General features: G+C 47.8%; 16 protein-coding genes. 6 read left to right on the forward strand and 10 right to left on the reverse strand.

Annotated features, from left to right (window positions below; all coding sequences use genetic code 11):
* Positions 1 to 164: 164 nt before the first annotated feature.
* Both GJR95_RS03145 and GJR95_RS03150 read right to left on the reverse strand, forming a co-directional pair.
* Positions 165 to 1574 (reverse strand): sensor histidine kinase, encoded by a 1410-nt coding sequence (locus GJR95_RS03145; protein ID WP_162384502.1) that lies wholly within the window; start codon positions 1572 to 1574, stop codon positions 165 to 167.
* Positions 1575 to 1656: 82 nt separating this feature from the next.
* Complete coding sequence (locus GJR95_RS03150) at positions 1657 to 2334, reverse strand: response regulator (protein ID WP_174260180.1); 678 nt, start codon at positions 2332 to 2334, stop codon at positions 1657 to 1659.
* Between the two features lie 590 nt (positions 2335 to 2924).
* On the opposite strand from GJR95_RS03150, the gene GJR95_RS03155 reads away from it, so the two are divergent.
* The 4 genes from GJR95_RS03155 (at position 2925) to GJR95_RS03170 (ending at position 4987) form a co-directional block, all read left to right on the forward strand.
* Positions 2925 to 3131, forward strand: coding sequence for a DUF2188 domain-containing protein (locus GJR95_RS03155; protein WP_162384504.1), 207 nt, complete (start codon positions 2925 to 2927; stop codon positions 3129 to 3131).
* A 36-nt stretch (positions 3132 to 3167) separates the two neighbouring features.
* Positions 3168 to 3584, forward strand: a complete 417-nt coding sequence (locus tag GJR95_RS03160) for a four-helix bundle copper-binding protein (protein ID WP_162384505.1) — start codon at positions 3168 to 3170, stop codon at positions 3582 to 3584.
* 99 nt (positions 3585 to 3683) lie between these two features.
* Positions 3684 to 4187, forward strand: a complete 504-nt coding sequence (locus GJR95_RS03165) for a pyridoxamine 5'-phosphate oxidase family protein (protein WP_162384506.1) — start codon at positions 3684 to 3686, stop codon at positions 4185 to 4187.
* Positions 4188 to 4258: 71 nt separating this feature from the next.
* On the forward strand, positions 4259 to 4987 hold the full coding sequence (locus tag GJR95_RS03170; RefSeq protein ID WP_162384507.1) for a DUF3891 family protein: 729 nt from the start codon (positions 4259 to 4261) through the stop codon (positions 4985 to 4987).
* 53 nt (positions 4988 to 5040) lie between these two features.
* Here GJR95_RS03170 and glgX read toward each other — a convergent pair whose 3' ends face one another.
* The 3 genes from glgX to GJR95_RS03185 form a co-directional block, all read right to left on the reverse strand.
* Positions 5041 to 7155, reverse strand: coding sequence for a glycogen debranching protein GlgX (gene glgX, locus GJR95_RS03175; RefSeq protein ID WP_162384508.1), 2115 nt, complete (start codon positions 7153 to 7155; stop codon positions 5041 to 5043).
* 273 nt (positions 7156 to 7428) lie between these two features.
* The gene (locus GJR95_RS03180; RefSeq protein ID WP_162384509.1) at positions 7429 to 7884 is read right to left on the reverse strand and encodes a ferritin-like domain-containing protein; all 456 of its coding nucleotides are present in this window, start codon (positions 7882 to 7884) and stop codon (positions 7429 to 7431) included.
* 306 nt (positions 7885 to 8190) lie between these two features.
* Positions 8191 to 8916, reverse strand: coding sequence for an OmpA family protein (locus GJR95_RS03185; protein ID WP_162384510.1), 726 nt, complete (start codon positions 8914 to 8916; stop codon positions 8191 to 8193).
* A 453-nt stretch (positions 8917 to 9369) separates the two neighbouring features.
* Here GJR95_RS03185 and GJR95_RS03190 point away from each other — a divergent pair, with 453 nt between their 5' ends.
* A complete protein-coding gene (locus GJR95_RS03190; protein WP_162384511.1) occupies positions 9370 to 10566 on the forward strand; it encodes an alpha/beta hydrolase family protein in 1197 nt (398 codons plus the stop codon).
* 75 nt (positions 10567 to 10641) lie between these two features.
* Here GJR95_RS03190 and GJR95_RS03195 read toward each other — a convergent pair whose 3' ends face one another.
* The 3 genes from GJR95_RS03195 to GJR95_RS03205 are packed head-to-tail and all read right to left on the reverse strand — an operon-like array spanning position 10642 to position 13744.
* Positions 10642 to 11742: a hypothetical protein gene (locus GJR95_RS03195; protein WP_162384512.1), complete on the reverse strand. Its 1101-nt coding sequence runs from the start codon at positions 11740 to 11742 to the stop codon at positions 10642 to 10644.
* A gap of 38 nt (positions 11743 to 11780) precedes the next feature.
* Positions 11781 to 12455 carry a response regulator transcription factor gene (locus GJR95_RS03200; protein ID WP_162384513.1) on the reverse strand — a complete coding sequence of 225 codons (675 nt, stop codon included), beginning with the start codon at positions 12453 to 12455 and terminating at the stop codon, positions 11781 to 11783.
* Complete coding sequence (locus tag GJR95_RS03205; protein WP_162384514.1) at positions 12455 to 13744, reverse strand: sensor histidine kinase; 1290 nt, start codon at positions 13742 to 13744, stop codon at positions 12455 to 12457. Before GJR95_RS03205 ends, GJR95_RS03200 begins: the two co-directional genes overlap by 1 nt.
* Before the next feature lie 242 nt (positions 13745 to 13986).
* Between GJR95_RS03205 and GJR95_RS03210 the strand changes: the two genes are divergently transcribed.
* Positions 13987 to 14379, forward strand: coding sequence for a DUF1573 domain-containing protein (locus GJR95_RS03210; RefSeq protein ID WP_162384515.1), 393 nt, complete (start codon positions 13987 to 13989; stop codon positions 14377 to 14379).
* Between the two features lie 268 nt (positions 14380 to 14647).
* Here the strand turns inward: GJR95_RS03210 and GJR95_RS03215 are convergent, their stop codons facing one another.
* Together GJR95_RS03215 and GJR95_RS03220 are read right to left on the reverse strand one after the other, a co-directional pair.
* A complete protein-coding gene (locus GJR95_RS03215; RefSeq protein ID WP_162384516.1) occupies positions 14648 to 17608 on the reverse strand; it encodes a S9 family peptidase in 2961 nt (986 codons plus the stop codon).
* 237 nt (positions 17609 to 17845) lie between these two features.
* On the reverse strand, positions 17846 to 18889 hold the full coding sequence (locus tag GJR95_RS03220; RefSeq protein ID WP_162384517.1) for a glycoside hydrolase family 130 protein: 1044 nt from the start codon (positions 18887 to 18889) through the stop codon (positions 17846 to 17848).
* Positions 18890 to 19168: the final 279 nt, after the last annotated feature.

The raw sequence follows: 19168 nt of genomic DNA on the forward strand, positions 1-19168 counted from the left end.
TATCCACAAGGCGTCTGAATCGCCCTGAAAACCCTTTCAAACAATGCCATTTGGCATAGACTATACCCACATAGTGTTTTCACAAGTGGATGAGGCAGGTAACTGTCAAAACGGAAATTAGCCTTCAAGCCAGTACGGAAACGGCTCTCTATCAGGTCAAAAGCCTAGCCTTGCTGTAAGACTCTTGTTGCTGCGACTGCACTACCTGTGTCAATTGCGGGTGCATTTGCGATTGGAAGCGTTATTCGGAATTTGGTTTCTTTTCCGATGGTAGATTCAACCTTGATTTTTCCGCGGTGGAGCGTGATGATGCGTTGTGTCAGAGCGAGGCCGATTCCGTGACCCCGAATGGTCATGGTCGATTCGGAACGGTAGAAGGGCTCAAAGATATGCGGCAAGTCTGTGGCAGGAATACCATGCCCCTGGTTGGTGAAGGTCAATTGAATCTGGCCGGGTTCAAATGAAATTCGGACCAGTACACTTTCGTCGGGAGAGTATTTGCAGCCATTTTCCATCAGATTCTGGAAGGCCGTTTGTAACAGCGATTCTTCACCTACGATCACGAGGTCTTCTTCCTGGCTGGGTAGATTTTCAAAATCAATGTCAATCTGATAGTCAGGTCGTTTCTGGATAATCTGGCTTTGCGCTTGCCAGAGTAATTCGTCGATTCGGACGGGCTGGTAGTTAAGTGTAGCTGCATCCGCACTCGCACGAGCCAGTTCCAGCAAACCATTGACAAGCCGAATCATGTTTTTGACCTCATCGAGCAGGCCATCGAATGCAACTTCATACTCATCTGTAGAACGGGCCTGAAGTCGTGTCACTTCAATTTGTCCCATCATCACGGTGAGTGGGGTCCGCAATTCGTGCGATGCGTGGGAAACAAAGCTTTTCTGTGAAACGAAAGCTTCTTCGAGCCGACTCAATAAGGCATTGAAGGTACGGGCGAGATCGGCCAGCTCGTCGCGCTGACGCCCAACACGAAGCCGTTCGTGGATGTTCGTAGCCGAAATTGCGTTTACCTGAGCAATCAGTTCAGCTACGGGTCTGAGTGCGTCGGTAGCAAACAAATAACCAGCAATACCGACAATAAACAGGCAGAGTATCCAGCCAAAAATCAGGATCTGGCGTAATCTGTCAAGTTTACTGAACCCATAGCGATCATTACCCGATGCGACAATAACAAATGATTCGCCCCGCTGAGTCCTGTAACGAACACCAACAGCCTCAAGATCGCCTAAACGGACATATCGGGACTGTTTCAGGGTAACTTTTCGCAGAAAGCTGGGAGAAATCGGAAAACGCGGCCGTTGGTTGCCCTGGTTATAGAGGACCAGACCCCGGTCATTGTAAATGGTAATCTGCTCATCGGCCATTACCGGCAGATCGGCCTGAGGTACCTCACCAACATCTTCGCGCAATCGGACGGTAGTGAATGCTTTCTCTTCCAGCCGCTGCTCAAATTCCTGTTGCCGAAACTGATCATAGAGGTAGTATACCGATACCGAAAACAACAACAGGATCGAAGCGACCAGCAGTACGAAAAGTAGCGTTAATCGGGTACGGATATTCATTTTTTGACCAGTTAGGAGCAAGAAGTGAAAGCGGAGGAGATACTGTTGACCCCCCCTATTTTATCTCCCCGTTTCTCGCTTCTTACTCCTCTTTGAGCATGTATCCCATACCAATTACGGTATGGATCAGTTTCTGGGGAAAATCCTTGTCGATTTTTTTACGGAGGAAATTCACATAGACATCGATAACGTTGGTACCCGTGTCGAAATGAATATCCCAGACCTTTTCGGCAATATCCACCCGCGATACAACGCGTCCGCGGTTGCGCATCAAATAATCGAGTAGACCAAACTCTTTGGCAGTGAGCTCTATTCGCTTATCGCCCCGACGAGCTACTTTCTCGTTCAGGTCTAGTTCCAGATCGGCCACCTTTAGTACATTGGCCTGCATACCGGCTTCACTACCTCGTTTCGTGAGGGCGCGTAAGCGCGCCATTAGCTCCCGAAATTCAAATGGTTTCACCAGATAGTCATCGGCACCTGACTCAAAACCGGTTAGTTTATCATCTACCGACCCCATAGCAGTCAGCATCAGCACTGGTGTGCTGACACGTTCCTGACGGAGCGCCTGCACCACATCAAAGCCGTTCATTTTGGGTAGGTTAACGTCCATAACTATGACGTCGTAGGCATTACTTAGGGCCATATTACGCCCTAGCTGCCCGTCGTAGGCTACATCCACCTCGCAGGATTGCTCCTCTAAACCTTTTTTTACGAACGAAGCCAATTTGGGCTCGTCTTCAACCACTAGAATCTTCATGTCGGAAACATACATAGCTATTTTCTGATTTAAAAGCGGTAAACCGGTTTATTAGTTTAGCGTAATCACGTTGAGAGAGGATTTCCTACCGAAAGCCTTGTTCTGATCCAATAGACCTTAGTTTTTTTAATAACTGATGTCGGGCATTTTTTTATTACATATTGTGCATTATTAATGCACTTTTAAGATCAGTGTTGTCACAATCATTCGTTTGGGCGTTTCTTGCCGGACATCGAATCGAACATCCTGCCGTGAAACCGGACGAAAAACCCGGCCGGCTGACTTAAGAATTTTATCGATTGAACAGGATCTGGCAGCTATATCAGACAGCTTATATTTAGTCTAAGACTAAGGCTAACTCGCTTTGCTTCTGGGGAATACGATTGGGTAAAAACGTCTACACTCCCCCAGATATTTTCTACACTTAAACAAATTGATGCGGCAAAAAAGCAGTTTATTCGAACTGGCTTTTGGTTTGTATCGATTTGATAATGAGGGCTATACTTTTAGGGGCAAGGTGCCGGTATGAATACCAAAAAGAATTGGCACAATTAAAGCATTCTGTTTGGTGTAAAGACAACCAACACGATATGTGGACACCGACTCACTTTCCTGCCGCTATGCGCTCACTCAACCCGAGTACCCGCGCCAAAGCCATTGAAATTGCGAATCGCTTGTTGGAGCAAGGTGCGCTGGATAAACAGCGGATTGTTGCACTTAGTGTGGATGAAGCCCGTAGGTTGGCGCGTTTGGTTCAGCCGGAGCCGATTACTAAAGGTTGGCAACCGCACGTGTAGCTAATCTCCTAACCTATTTATAAACTCAACTTAGTGATGATCTGGAAAAAGAACATTTACGATTCACTGACAGGCTGTGCTGCCCTCTGTGACGAATTTGCTACAGAATGCTCTCGTTCTGAGGATATTGAAAACTGGTATCGGAGTATTTTTCTTAATCTGGATTGTGCCGACCTGTGCCGTCAACTAGCCATGCTATATGTACGAGGGTCAGAAAATACACGACTATTGGCTAAGGCTTGTATTGAGGTCTGCGAAAAATGTGCTCAGGAGATGAGCCAGTTCGATACGACACGTTGCAAACAAGTGCAGACGATGTGCCAGCAGACTATTTGTAGTTGCATTGGTCTTTTAGATATGGCTTACCAGACAGATGCTGAGTCTAAAAATCCAGCAACCACGCCTGCATCGCTGTTCTACGGCATCGATCTGCGCGAAACGCTTTATAATTAATCGGTTAATAGTCGTCAGTCGGTAGTCATTGGGGGTTAATTGGGCGTTCTGTCCAATTAATATCCTTCGACTATCGACTGACGTTTTTACTCATACGTTATGGAAACTAAATCACAGAAAAACCCACAATTGGATAAGGTTCGGGAATTAGTAGAAGACATTCGTATCGCCATGATGACGACTGTTGACGAAGCTGGCCATTTGGTCAGTCGGCCAATGGCTGCCTTACAAATGGATGAAGATGGTACGATTTGGTTCTTTACAAAACGTTCTTCTCCCAAAGTCGATCAGATTGATAATAACCAACACCGCGTTAATCTGGCCTTTGCCGACGTAGGTGATGCCGATTATGTGTCAATTTCGGGAACCGCCGACGAACTGGACGATCGGGCTAAGGTAAACGAACTATGGAACCCACAGGCCAAGGCATGGTTTCCTGAAGGGAAAGATGATCCGGAGTTGATTCTGCTGAAAGTGCATACCGACATGGCCGAGTACTGGAACGCGAGCGATAGCACAATGGTGCGCTTGTTTCAGCAGGCTACAGCGGCCATTACAGGTAACCCGCCAAAAATGGGCGAGAATGTCAAAGTATATAATTAACGCAGAAAAGCACAAAACGAGTGAATGAGCAATTCCAATAAGTACTTGCTCATTCACTCGTTTGCCTATGTATGATCGTTACCCAAATTAATTCGGGTTGGCAGGTTATTAATCAGCAGGCTCATGGTATGCTGGCCGTTCAACTAGCACTGCACTGGCAGGTCCGGAAACGCCCTACAAACTGGATCGAAACCCTGGTCGCCCTGACGGAGCATGATGATGGACAAGACCCGTGGAAGAACCGTAATCACTTAACAGAGGCTGGTGCTCCGCTTCATTTTCAAATTCTCCAGTATTCGGTTGAGCAATGCCGCCAGATGATTGAGATTAGTTTGCAGAAAAGTCGCTGGAATGCACTGATGCTTTCTATGCACACGTCATTTCTGTACGAGCAAAAACGTGGTCAGGATAAAAAACTGGATGAGTTTCTTGATCAGCAGATCGACAATCAGAAAAAATGGCGAACGATGTACGGTGCAACAAAAGCAACGGCTCAATACGCGTATGATTTTGTGCAATGGTGCGATGCGTTGTCGCTGATATTGTGTATGGATCAGATCCCGCCCGAAGAGCGACGGCTGGAAGTCAGCGTTGGACCTGACGGTATCGCTTATTATATCCTTCAACGAAAAGATGGATCGTTGTCTGTAGATCCCTGGCCGTTCGACGAACCCACAGTAAATGTTCATGTCGAAGCGTTCGAACTTACTCAACTGGCTTTTACCGACGATAAAGAACTCTATAACGCGATTCAGTGTGCAGATTTTCAGGTGAAGGAATGGACGTTTAGAAAAAAATAAGTTCGATACGCCATAACTTCCCGTGATGGCGTATCGAACTAACAGAACAGCTACTATTTCATCCGTAACAATACCGACGAACGGGCTGGAACGTTGTATTCATGGCCTCCTTTAATTGTTTCCGCTGGAGACTTGAACTGGCCGTCGTAGGTGTTAACAACTACCTCCCACATCGACTGTTTGCGGCCTACTCTTGGCAACATGAATGGGATGTCTTCCCAGAAGGCGTTTAGTATCCAGAGCAATTGCTCATCGCCGATGTCCTGACCATCTTCGGTTTGTTCGGTTACGCGCATCCCGTCGATAAACAGGGCTAAACAGTGTGTGCCTGGATTATTGAGGTCGGCACTGGTCATTTCCTTACCATCGGGCCGCACGTAATTCACTTGCTCAGTACCAAAGAATTTGCGTCGGCTTAAAATCGGCATCTCCCGGCGAAGCGCAGTAAGCTGGCTGGTAAAATCGAAAAGAGCTTGCTGTTTTTCGTTCCAGTGCCAATCCATCCAGCTGATTTCGCTGTCCTGATTGTAGCCGTTGTTGTTGCCGTGTTGAGTACGACCACATTCATCACCCATCACAATCATGGGCGTTCCCTGGCTGAGCAGCATAGTTGTCAGGAAATTACGCTTCTGTCGTTCGCGCAGAGCATTTATTTCCGGATCATCGGTGGGCCCTTCAACACCGCAATTCCAGCTTAAGTTATCGTTCGACCCGTCGTGGTTGTCCTCACCGTTGGCTTCATTATGCTTATCATTATAAGTCACCAGATCATTGAGTGTAAATCCATCATGGGCCGTAATCAGGTTGATACTGTTGGCCGGAGCGCGCCCATCTGTAGAATACAAATCCGGGCTTCCCAGTAATCGCAGCGCCGTTTCGGCGGCTTTGCCATCGTCACCTTTCCAAAACGCCCGGAGCGCATCACGGAATTTGCCGTTCCATTCTGACCAGCGTACCGGAAAGTTTCCAACCTGATACGACTGAATATCCCAGGGTTCAGCAATCAACTTTACCTGCGCCAGTATAGGGTCCTGGGCTACCGTATCCAGAAATGACGATACACGACCAATCTCTTCATCCGTGCGAATAAGCGCGGCTGCCAGATCGAATCGGAAGCCGTCGATGTGCATATCCGTAACCCAGTATCGCAGGCTGTCCATGACCATCTGCAGCACACGGGGATGGCTTATATTAAGCGTATTGCCCGTACCAGTATAATCCATGTAATACTCGGGCTGATCGCCAACCTGGTGGTAATAGGCCCGGTTATCGATGCCCTGAAACGAGAGCATAGGCCCAAACTGATTGCCCTCCCCAGTGTGGTTATAAACAACATCCAGAATGACCTCCAGACCAGCTTTGTGCAGATTTTTAACCATCTGCTTAAACTCGGTAACCTGCTGACCGGCCATTCCCGATGAAGAATAGGTATTTTGGGGCGCAAAGAACCCAATGCTATTGTAGCCCCAATAACTTTCATCCGTAAACTGGTGTACGGGTAAAAGCTCAACAGCCGTGATGCCCAGTTTTTTTAGATAGTCGATACTTTCTGCTGAGCCCAACCCGGCATAGGTGCCTCGAATCGGCTCATCTATTGTCGGATGAAGATGGGTAAATCCTTTAACGTGCAACTCATAAATCACAGATCGATGCAAGGGAGTAGCCGGTGCCTGATCATCTTCCCAATCGAAGGTTGGGTCGACAATAACCGATTTAGGCATGGTTGGGCCACTGTCTTCATGATTCATGATCAGGTAACGATCATCCGACGGGTTTTTGTAATCATAACCCAGCCATGAATCATCGTGATTGACCGGCGCATTGATAGCACGGGCATAAGGATCGAGCAATAATTTATTGGGATTGAAAAAATACCCTGCCTTGGGATCGTAGGGACCATCTACCCGATAGCCATATAATTGACCCGGTTGTAATCCTTCCAGATAAATATGCCAAACAAGATCAGTGTGTTCTTTAAGTGGAATTCGAGCCGTTTCCCGACCTGGATCGGCTGAGTCATAGAGGCATAGAAAAGCAGCTGTACTATTTTCGCTGAAAAGGGCGAAGTTAACCCCTTCGCCATCGTAGGTAGCACCAAGAGGATATGGTTTACCCGGCTTCGATTGGACAGCCTCTTCACCGGAGGCTGCCGATGTATGTTTACTCATAAATTTTTGTAGGAATGGTTCATCCGCCTGCAATTTGTTAAACTTGATCCTGATCGTTATTAGCCTCAATTGACCGTTACAAACGATAGTTAACCTGTGCTGATAACGTCGAATCAAGGCCAGGGTTTACTGGAGATAACCTCCTGAGAAAAGATAATGTTTTGTGTATAATTATCTGCTTTTAGGTATTTGTAATCATAGTCAATGGGAATTGTAGGATATAACAAAAAAGCCTGCTCCCAATGGGCGCAGGCTTTCCGATCCCACCATTCACTACACTACCAAGGCCAGACGAGCCATCGAGGCATGAGCTGACTCGATGCTCTGTTTTTGACGTAACAGTAACTCGCGGGTACTGGCGACTAAGTCCGTTTCCTGAAGGACAGAATTATAATTTTCGAGGGCTTCCTGATCACCCCGTTTGCATTCTTCTACGGTTGCTTTATCATCATCGCTAGAGAATGTGGCTTTCACATTTATCCAGGCCCGATGAAGATCGGCGGCAAAGCTGGTGCCGTTGTCTGGTTCTCCGCCAAGAGTCCGGATTTCCCGATCGATCTCTATGGCAAACTCACCCCGCTGCCGCGACTGGGCCAGAAACAGGCTTTTAAGCTCAGTATCTTTTACGTTGTCTGCGGCCTCCTGATAGCCTTTTTCGGCATCGTTATTACGAGTCAGCAGGCGGTTAAGTTGATCAAGGATTTCTCCACGGGTTTCTTTAACAGTCATAACGTTGTTGTTTTGGTTGTGCTCTGAATTGAAAAGACTTCGTAACGTTCGTTGTTGTTGAGTAAATCAGAAAAGCTTACCGCAATTCTTTTTCATTAATTGACTTTCTGCATTTCATCGTGCTCTAATCAGAACACGGGTAATCAAGTGTAAACTATTCTCATGCTGGGTTATGCGCTCTTTTTCTGCCTGTATTTAAGTTCTTTAACTCTTTGGGGGACGCTGGCAACGGTGCTTCCGGCACTACCTTTACTTCCATTCTACCTCATTGCCTTTATTCACCGTTGCCGTTGTCCTGCCAATTTTTTAATTAGTTGAGTCTAACTTTCCATCTTTAGCATCTCGCTGCATTTCCTTATTTGCAAAGACGGCGATATCTACCCGGCGGTTTTTCCGACGACCAGTCTCGGTTGAGTTGTCGGCAACAGGTTGTGATTCCCCATAGCCCATTTCATCGACACGAGACGTTTTTACCCCCTGCGCTTCCAGAAAGCTGCCAACAGCGTCGGCCCGTTGCCGCGATAATTTAAGGTTGTGATCATCTGAACCTGTTGCATCAGCATGCCCCTCTATCCGGATGTCGGTGTCTTCGTATTTGTTCAGCGTCTGAGCAAAATCAATCAACTGTTTCTTGGTCTCAGATTTTAACTCATATGAATCGACATCAAACAGAATATCGGAGCCGAACGAAATTTTTATCCCTTCGCCAACCCGCTCTACCTGAGCATTTGGCATACTGCGTTTCATTTCTTCGGCCTGCTTATCCATCCGACGGCCAATGACCGCCCCCGCTGCTCCACCAACCGTAGCGCCAATGATGGCACCCAATACAGTGTTACCTTTTGCATATTTTTTGCCGATAATGCCACCCACCAGCGCACCGCCACCTGCACCAACGGCGGCCCCTTTCTGGGTTTTATTCATTGAATTTTTTTGAGATTTACAACTTGTAATGACACTAGCAGACAAAAGACTCGCCGTTAATAAGACGACAAGCGACTTTGTTCCAATTGATTTAAGTTGATTATTCATGTTGTTGTGAATGATTGGTACTGCCTTTTGATAGCCAAAAGCTATACCAGTTTAATAGGATGCTTGCTATGCGCAATTAGAGAACCCAATAAAGGCCGCCTAATAAACTAGTATACAGTGAGTTGCCACAGGATAGGATAAGTAGAAAAAGGTACTGGTGCTCACATGAACAATTGCCAGAATAGAGTAAAGCGGGAAGCCGAATGCCTACTTTGTGGAGCGGACTCCACAAATACCACAGTCCGCTAGTAGATTATTAAATTAGTTTAGATAAACGAATGGAAACCCGCATGAAACCCGTCAATAAGCCAGTGTAAAAAACGTTATTTGTTGATAGTCAATTGATTGTTGATTTTTTGCCGAATGCATTTATCCAGGATATGACAGACGAAAACCGTGAAAATCGCGTTTGTTTATATGACGGGTTCTTGCTCGATTCTCCATAACGCTTTCATGATTAGACTGAAATCCCTTCTATCCCTTCTGCTGGTTGGTGGCATGCTTTTTCTTGCTCCTACCAGTTGTAAACAGGACAATGGCCCTGATCCTGTAACCAGCTTTCCACGGGTACTCACAAAAAGTTCGCTGATTGGTGAGTACACAGCCGATCAATTACGAAGTCGTTTTACGGGTTCGAGTCAAATTCTTCAGGCATTCGTTAAGTATAATATCAGCGTTTACCGGCTGGAATACACAACGACCAACACCGATGGTAAAAGTATTACCGCTTCGGGGGCGGTAATCATTCCTACTACAACCACTGCCGCTCCTTTGCTAAGCATGCAGCATGGCACGCTGGCTGTAGAGGCCGATGCACCTTCGAACTATCAATCGACAAGCGAGATTTACACGTTCGGTGCACTATTTGGCTCACAGGGATATATCATTTCGGCTCCAGACTTTATTGGCTATGGCGCATCGAAAGCTACGCCCCATACCTATGAACAACGGAATGGTTTAGCGACTTCGTCACTTGATATGATTCGGGCAACGCGCGACTTCCTGAGCGATAAGGGTGTCAACTGGAACAAGCGACTATTCATTGCAGGCTATTCGGAAGGGGGATACGCGACGCTGGCGTTACAGAAGAAAATTGAGGAAGAAACGGGCAGCGAGTTTAATCTGGTCGCGTCGAGCTGTGGGGCTGGGGCTTATGATAAACCCTCGTTTATGAAACAGATCATCAACGAAACGACGAGTGGTGTGCCCAGCATCAACCGGCTTTACTTATGGGTATTGCTGACGTATGATCGACTCTATGGCCTTAATCATCCCATGTCTTACTACTTTAAAGAACCATATGCTACCCAGATTACGGCTACCGGCAAAGATACTGACATAAACGTTAGTCTGAATCTGGCGTTTACGGATGCGTTTAAGCAAGGCATCAATACTGGAACGGATAAGACATTTCTGGATGCTGTTCAGGATAATGACATTCATGACTGGAAGCCCAAAACGCCACTTCGACTCTATCACGGCGATGCAGACAACACGGTGTTTTTTCTGAATTCACAGAATACATATGATGCCATGATAAAGCGCGGAGCTACCAACGTACAGTTAATTCCAGTTCAGGGAGCCAATCATGCTACGGCAATTTTAAGCTATATCAGCGGCACCTACGATTTCTTTAGTTCGCTTCAATAGCTAGGTTATTGGCCAATACACGATGAAACGGACATCCCGACAGTTTAGAGCTGTCGGGATGTTGTGTTTTATGCCTTAGTGAACCGTGATAATGGTGTAAGCCGCCTGATTGGCCTGTCGAACGCGAGAACCAACGCGGGTTGGAGTTCGGTCATCATCATGAATAAGCAACAGGCGATGAGCATCCAAGGGAGTCAGATCTTCAGCTTTGTGATTCATGTGGAGCGGCTGCCCCTGGGCATCGCGCACGAGCGTAAACGGCTTGCCAGCGTAGAGATCGTCGGGCGAAATAGACCAGAGATAGGCATCCAGATTGCCATTTGACTCCAGCGAAGTAAGCATCCAGAACCGTTTTCGGTACGAATCATATTCAAGGCTGGACAAAGCCAGTGGCTTCGGAAGGGTTGGTTCGGCACTGGCGATATCAAAATTGTTGATGATTTTCCAATCGTCGGCCAGCCGGATTCGCTCGGTATTACCTGTTTGTTCGATGGTATAGCTTACGGCAATGATTTTTGCCCGATATGTAAAGCTTTCGTACGATTTGCCCTCTTCCCGAATGCCAAACAATAACTGACGGTCTGTTGCGGCTAAACCCTCGATCTTGAAATAGGGTATTGCGCCCGGAAATTCGTTTGTGGCGAGAACCTGTGCAATGCGCTGGCGGTAGGCAATGGACGTTCGACTGGTATCGTCGGGTGCCAGAACAAGTGGATGTTCTGGATCGCCGTTACGCCAGTACAGAATCGTATTATAGCCGTCCCAGTCGTGACTACCCGCTTTGATTCGGTCGAAGCCAGTGGACAGAAAGACAAACTTGCCATCGGGTGTACGGGCAAAATCTTCATATTTTCGAGCGGCAATGAAGGCGGGTTGGGTCAGATAAATCGGTGCTTTGGTCGAGTCAGCCAGTGTAGCGGGCGTTTTCATAAACACCGGGCTCTGGCCAGCAGGCATGTCTTTGTCGTTCGCAATCAGAACGTTAGTGCCGTCGAAGAGCACAGCTGATGCTTCGCACCAGACCGGCTGTCCGTTTAGTGAGGTGCCTGCCGTGAAGCAATTTAATAACCCTTCTTCGGTGATGGCCGCTGTGGAGCCGGAAGGAAGTTTAGCCGTTTTACAACCAGTTAAAAATAGAACGGCAATCAGGAGGATGGTGGATAATCGAGTAGTCATAGAAAGTATATAGCACAACAATTCTGCAAACTACGCGATTACTGCCGCAAAACGAATCCTACGCCATGGACATTTTCTATGCGGATTGTTGGGTCGCTGGCGAGTCGTTTGCGAAGCCGGGAGATGAATACATCGAGGCTACGGCCCATAAAGTAGTCATTGTCACCCCAAACGGCCCGCAGGAGTTCGTCACGCCGGACAAGTATGTTCGGGCGGTCGAGCAGGTAAGCCATTACGTCGGCTTCCCGATGGGTAAGTGTCTGTGTTTGCCCGTTACTGGTGAGGGTTAGATTCTGTCGATTGAGGAATGTTGATACGGTGGGTGAATGATTAACGTCTTTACTGGAAGCGGTTCGGCGCAGGAAAACGTTGATCTTCAAAATTAATTCCTCGATGCTGAATGGCTTTGTCAGGTAGTCATCGGCACCCAGACGCAGTCCCTGCAATCGATCGTCTTTATTGGCCAGAGCACTCAGAAACAGAATGGGCACCTGCGTGTTGATCGACCGTATTTGCCGGGCTAATGTAAAACCATCACTCTGGGGAAGCATCACGTCCAGCAGGCATAAATCAAACGGTTCGGTCTGAAACATAGCCAAGGCATCAGCACCGTTGACGCAGTGTGTGACGGCGAATGGCACATTTTCGAGCGTATCCCGGATAACAAAGCCAAGATTGACATCATCTTCAACGAACAGAATGCGGGCAGGCATCAGGAGCGAAACGGTGAAAGTGTGAATGAGCGCATGCGCGAAACGTCAGCTTTTCGTTCGATCACCCCTGCGCTCATGGTAAACGTACTTCCCCGGCCGGGTTGGCTGTCGAGTTTCAGTTTCCAGCCATGAGCCAGCACTATTCGCCGAACGTAATACAGACCAAGCCCGAAACCTTTCACATCATGCGTGTGCCCAGAGGGTATGCGAAAGAACTGTTTAAAAATAGCTTTGTGATATTCGCGGGCAATACCTGTGCCATTGTCACTCACCGACCAGACCAGGTTTCCATTTTCGTTATGCGTGTGCAAGACGACGCAGGGCGATGTCGTACAATATTTTAGCGCATTGTCGATCAGATTGTTCAGTACCGTTTCGAGATGATAGCGATCTGCCTGGAGCGTAATTGTAGAAGCGGTCAGGTCAAGTGTTACATAAGGCGAAAACGCATTGGCCGCAGCGGTCATAATTTCGTGCAGATCGACCTCTGCCAGATCAAGCAGGAAACCCTGGCGTTCAGACCGGGCTAATTTCAGGACGTTGTTAATTTGTTTTTGCAGACGATGGCTTTCTTCGCTTAAAACCCGTGCGTATTGTTTCAGCCGGTCGGGCTGCTGAATGATCGTATCGGATTGAAGTACATCGGCCGCAATCCGAATGGTCGATACGGGTGTTTGCAATTCGTGGGTAATGTTGTTGATAAAGTCGCGTTGCACTTCCGTTAACCGGCGTTGTTTGAGCACTACGGTAAGTGTATAGCCAAAAAAGACAACGACCAGCAGTACGGCCACGGTCGACCATAGCCAGCCACTCAATTGACCTGCCACAAAACCGGATTGATTCGGAAAGCGAATGCCGAAATAATACGTGTAGCGGGGGGATTTGGGTAAATTCCGACTTCTGGTGACAGTTGTGCTGCCCGTACTAACATAAGCTCCATAGACCATACGGTCACTTTCGCAGTTGTAGATTCCGTACTCGAAATCGGTAATCAGATTATGCTGCTGAAGTGATTTCTGGATGAATGCTTCGAGCGTAACAGGATCGATGGGTGCGTCGGTATTGACGATAAAATAATCGGCCGAAAGCTGCGTGACTGCATACCGGTTAAGCGTAAAATGATTCAGACGCGCTACGTCGTCGGCCACATCCTGTAAGGCAATAAATGCCGATTGCCGGAACTGCCGCTCGCGCAGGGCATAGGCATTGCGCACCCATATTGCCTGTACAGCCAGGATGCCAATAATGGACAACACGGATAGAACGACTAATAGGCGCAGACGTGACATAGGGGTATCGACTAATTGACTTGTTGACTAATTGGCGGAGAAAACTCATTCAGCAAGTCAATTAGTCGATCATTCAGTCATTCAAAGATAGCCGATGCGTTGTCGTCCGCAAATCGTTAACAACTCATTAACAAACGTTAGGAAGTGTTTAACAGCGTTGTGATAATCGTAAGAGTAGGTTTGCAATGTCGCTCGGGTGAGCGGCTTATCAAGTAATAAACCTTACCAAATCAACTCTTTTTATGAAACGTATCCTGTTCTTCGGTTCGCTGGTTTTGTTGATGGCATCTGTTGCCATGATTGCCCCATCGGCGCTTTTCAACTGGAATAAGTCAACCCATGATTTCGGGAAAATTCCACAGGGGAAACCCGTAACAGCCGAATTCTCCTTTAAAAACAAAGGCGAGTTGCCACTGGTCATTAATCACGCTCAGGGCTCCTGCGGCTGTACGGGTGTCGATTATCCGAAAGCGGCTATTATGCCTGGTCAGTCGGGAACCATTAAGGCTACGTTCAATGCCGCTTCACCGGGTGCTTTTAACAAAACCGTATCGGTAGAATCAAATGCTGAAGGTGGGATACAAACGCTCTACATCAAGGGAGAAGTAACGAAAGAAGGAGCCTCAGCCCAGTAAATCAGGGGTATCAGTCAGTTTATTTGCTGTTTCGGACTGGGTCTATCTGGCACTCTTCTAATTTATAGTTTATAATAATTACAAACCTATAAGGTTTCAAAAACCGCATCGGCGGCCCGGCTTATAGGTTTAAATTGGCCGTGAACTAGGTTGACGAATCTGTTAAACCTGGCGGTGCCGATGCATGGCAGATTGTTATAAAAGAGCATAAAAAATGCCTGGAAGCAGAAGCTCTCCCAGGCATTTTTTATGCTCTTTATCGTGGAAATTAGTACTTCATCTCCCCACGATCCTTTTCCACAGCCGAGCGTCCCTCTTTCATCCAGATGGGCATCGGTGCATCTTTGAGGTAATAATCAAAGTATTGATACAGCCGAATGCTCAGGTCTTTCGCGTTGTGGCGTTGGGTCAGGTTATGGCCTTCTCCGTTGTAGACCAGCATCCAAACGGGCTTATTCAGGCGACGAAGTGCGGAAAACATTTCAATCCCCTGATACCAGGGAACGGCTCCGTCGGCATCGTTGTGCGTCATCATCAAGGGCGTTTCGATGCGGTTAGCGAAGAAGAGCGGAGAGTTCTCGATGTAATTCATGGGCTTATCCCAGAGTGTACCACCGATCCGGCTTTGTGTTTTTTCGTATTGGAATGCCCGGCTAATGCCCGTTTCCCAGCGAATCCCCCCGTAAGCCGACGTCATGTTCGCTACCGGAGCACCGGCTTCGGCTGCCCGGAACAGGTTGGTACGGGTTATAATGTAGGCTGTTTGATATCCACCCCAGCTTTGCCCCTGAATACCAAGCCGGTCGCGGTCAACGAAGCCTTTATCGAGCAGGCTCAGTACGCCCGGAACGATGCAGTCATAGGCATTCGGGCCCGGTTGCCCGGTTGTGTATACGATGTCTGGTATGAACACCAGATAGCCATTCGAAACGCAATACGGAACATTGATGGTTGATCGGCTGGGCGACGGTGCCCGATAGTCGTTTAAGGTTTCGGCATTGCGCTCGTAGAAATACGTCAGCATGGGGTATTTCTTCTTGGGGTCGAAGCCTTCTGGCTTGAAGAGTAACCCTTCGAGCTTAATACCGTTAGTGCCGATCCAGTTGACGATCTCTACACTGCCCCATCGAATGCTGTCCTGTTGCAGGTTCACACGAGTCAATTGCACGGGCGAGGCCAGTGTAGTATCGGTTTGGAAGAGATTAATCGGTTCCTGATAATTTCCGCGATAAAAGGTCACAATTGGCGAATCTTTAGCCTTGTTTAACCCGAAATAATGGTGATTACTACGCGTAATCACGGCTGGCTCAGCAACGGCCAGTCCATTCTTGCTCTTCAAAATTCCGGTTGCCTTGTCACTTTCCCAGATGCCGGTCAGGAATAATTCGGTTTTGGGATCAATTGGTTTTTCGATAGCGCCAAAACGTCGGCCGGGCGAATCATCACTCTCGCTATCCATATCGGCACGGCGCAGCCGAATTTTGTTTTTACGGCCCCAGCCAGCAGTGAGGTTGGTTGGCTTTTCGCGACCGCTTGGGTCAATCTGCCAGATGTCATACCGGTCATAAAGCCAGACATAGCGGTCGCCGGTTGTCCAGCCAGCTGATCCGTAAGAACCGGGAAGGTTTGGCGTATCGTGTTCTTCATCGAAAAACTTGCTGGGCAAACCACGAGTCAGATCGATGCGTTTGCCATCCAGCACCGACCACGCACGCCAGAGCGAATCACGCTCATCGAACCAGTATGCATATTTTCCTTCGGGAGACATTCGTGGCTGCGAAGCCATCACGTCGTTTGCAATACGCTTCTTGTCGCCTGTTTGCGCATCGATTAGATACAGATCTGTATGGCCGGGGTCCCACGATGCCTGAACCTGATAGGGGAGGTCACTCAGGCCCAGCAGGTAGCGAGTACTCGTCTTCTCATCAAAGGTAACGGTTGGAACTTCCCGGTTGGCTAAGGGGATTACTTTACCAGATGCGAGGTCATAAAGCGTCAGGAAACCGCGCTCTTTTTCCTCTTTGAGCCGTCGTTGCTGCATCGGTTGCAGACGGCTGTCTTGCCAGGTCCAGACATCCATCCTTACCTTCTCATCATCGGGCGTTAGGGTATCTTTCGTGGGCTTCGGCGGAATGGGTGACGTAGAAAAATAAAGTCGTTTGCCATCGTCCGCGAATTTAGGCTCACGAAACTCATTGACCGACCAGCCTTTAGGCAAAGCAGTTGCCAATGTGTCGGCAACAACACGGAATGGCGCTACAACGGCCGGTGTTTTACTCGCCTTCCCTTTTGGCGGAACTGCGGGCGACAGGTTTTTATAATAAAGTGTAAATACTTTAACATCTGCCCCTGCGCTGTCGGCGGAGGCCATCCAGGCCAGTTGATCACCCGTTTTATCGACGGCCAGCCCTTTGTAAATCTTGCGTTTCGAACTGGTGTCGATCAGCGCCGTCTGGCCGTTGGCTGTGTTGAATAAAAAGACCCCAGGTACGGCGGCATCGCCTGTTTTGAGGGAGTCATTGGCCGATTCTTTGCTGTAAAATATAGCACGCCCATTGTCGGATACAACCACATTGGAGACATAACGAACCGTTTTGCGTGTACCATCGGCCAGATTCAGGAGTGTAAGGTCGTCGCCTTTGGGCTTTTTAACCGGGCCTTTTCGAGTAGCTACGGTGGTAGTCGAAACCGGGGGTGATGGTGTGAGCGTATCTTTCTGAGCAACTGGTTTGGTAGCTGGTGCTTCGCGACTGTCCCGGCGCTCCTGCACAACCGCCAGCCATGAGCCAGTCTCTTTACCAAACGCAACTGATTTCACGTTGGGCATTTTGGTTGGTTTGCCAGTTGCCAGATTCAGCACTAGTAAACTATCCTTCGGCATTTCATCAGGCTTTCTCTTTTTCAGTTTGGCTTTTTTGGTATCAGCCGCGCGCGCTTTTAGCTTCATGACCAGAAACTTACTGTCGGGCGTAAACTGTGCCAGATAACCACGTGGAAAAACATAGCGTGTGCGGTTGGTACTACCGCCGGTACTGGTGACCTCAAGGCGTCCGTCACCTTCCTGCAGGTCAATCTGGTAAGCAATCCAGCGACCATCGTTTGAGATTTTTTCAGCTCGCACACTTTGCCATCGGTCATAATCGGCGGCAGTGAGTGGTCGTTTTTGAGTCTGAGCAAATAGGGAACCTGAGAGAAATAAACAGAGTAGAAGTTGATTGAAGCGATTCATGTAGGAGGAACGTTAGCAACCAACGAAAATACTGTAAAAAGGGTAAAAATTGATAAAAAAGAGATGTTTAAGTTGCTGCATGAAGAATTATTGCAAAATCTTCATACTATCTTATAATTATCATGTTTGTTGAGCTCTGGCCATGCTCAGGAAGTGGATTCATAAGATCCACAAGATACGCACCTGATTTGTCAAGTCAATTAAAATTGCAATGAGGATACACGGCAAGATGTGAATTTATTCCCGCACCAATTCGGCTACGCCAACACCCGAATCGGCTGCACCGTAGTAGACCCAGATCCGTCCATCAGGCCACCGTATCCACCCGTTTGAAAAGACGACATTGGGGAAAAAGCCTTCGCGTTCCCAGAGGAGTTCCGGCGTTAGCATAGGAGCATCGGAGCGGTCGAGCACTTTAGCCGGATCGTTTTTGTCGAGCAATGCCAGAGCCAGCGAGTAGGAGTGGGTTGGGTCGGCACCATGATAACACAGGAGCCAGCCCTCATCGGTTAAAATCGGCTCCGGCCCGGCACCAATTTTGGCGCCTTCCCAGGCAAACGGATTATCGGCCAGGCCCCGACCTCCGAACAAAAAGCGGTGATTGCCCCAATGGATGCCGTCTTCCGATTCTGCCAGCCAGATGGATGGTTTGCCGATATCAGAAACCATTGGACGATGCAGAAGCATGTATTTACCGTTGATACGTTGCGGAAAAAGGGCGACATCTTTGTTGGGCGGAGGTAAAATCATACCAATGCGCTCAACAGTTTTAAAGTCGGTTGTGATCGCTAACCCAACGCCCGGACCATGTTCAGACACGGCCGTATACGTAATCCAGTATTTACCCTCCAGAAACGTAATACGGGCATCTTCTACACCGAATGATTCATCCATTCGGGCCGGGAATAAAAAGGGCTTTTCGTCGATTGTAAACTGAATGCCATCGCGACTGCGGGCAATTCGCAAATGGCTTAATGAGGTCAGATAGACTTTACCATTGAGCGTAACCACTCGTGGGTCGTAGGGTTCTGCTGGCTCATTAAACTCTTTTATTGCCAACTCCGGAACGCCATTTAGTTCTTCGATAAGTGGCACTACTATGAATCCTTCTTTTCTGGGGGGTGCTTCGGCAACGCGTAACAGCAAAATGACCTCATCGCCAACAAGACAGGCTGCGGGATTAAATGCGCCAAGTACCTCAAATCCGTCAACAGAGGGTTTAACATCACTTGTCTTTAGAATCGGCTGGTCAGATAATCGACGAAGTTTATAATCTTTCATTGAAAATTTCGTGTTCGTTTATTCGTAATTTCTGTGTTTCGCCAGCAGTAATTAGCAGAAAATCACAAATTAATCAACTCAAAACCAGAAGCTCGGAAATGGCTTTTAATATATTGATTGCCAAAAAGATTAATCGATTTGTGTTAATACAGTTTTGTACATTATACCATATAAAGCCAGATTGTACAAACTGCAATCCGAGATTACCAAGATGTGGAAATTAAAACGAATTAGCTTAAAAATAGTTTTTCTGCTATTATGATTTGTCGATTATTAGCT

This window comes from Spirosoma endbachense (assembly GCF_010233585.1).
Classification (GTDB): domain Bacteria; phylum Bacteroidota; class Bacteroidia; order Cytophagales; family Spirosomataceae; genus Spirosoma; species Spirosoma endbachense.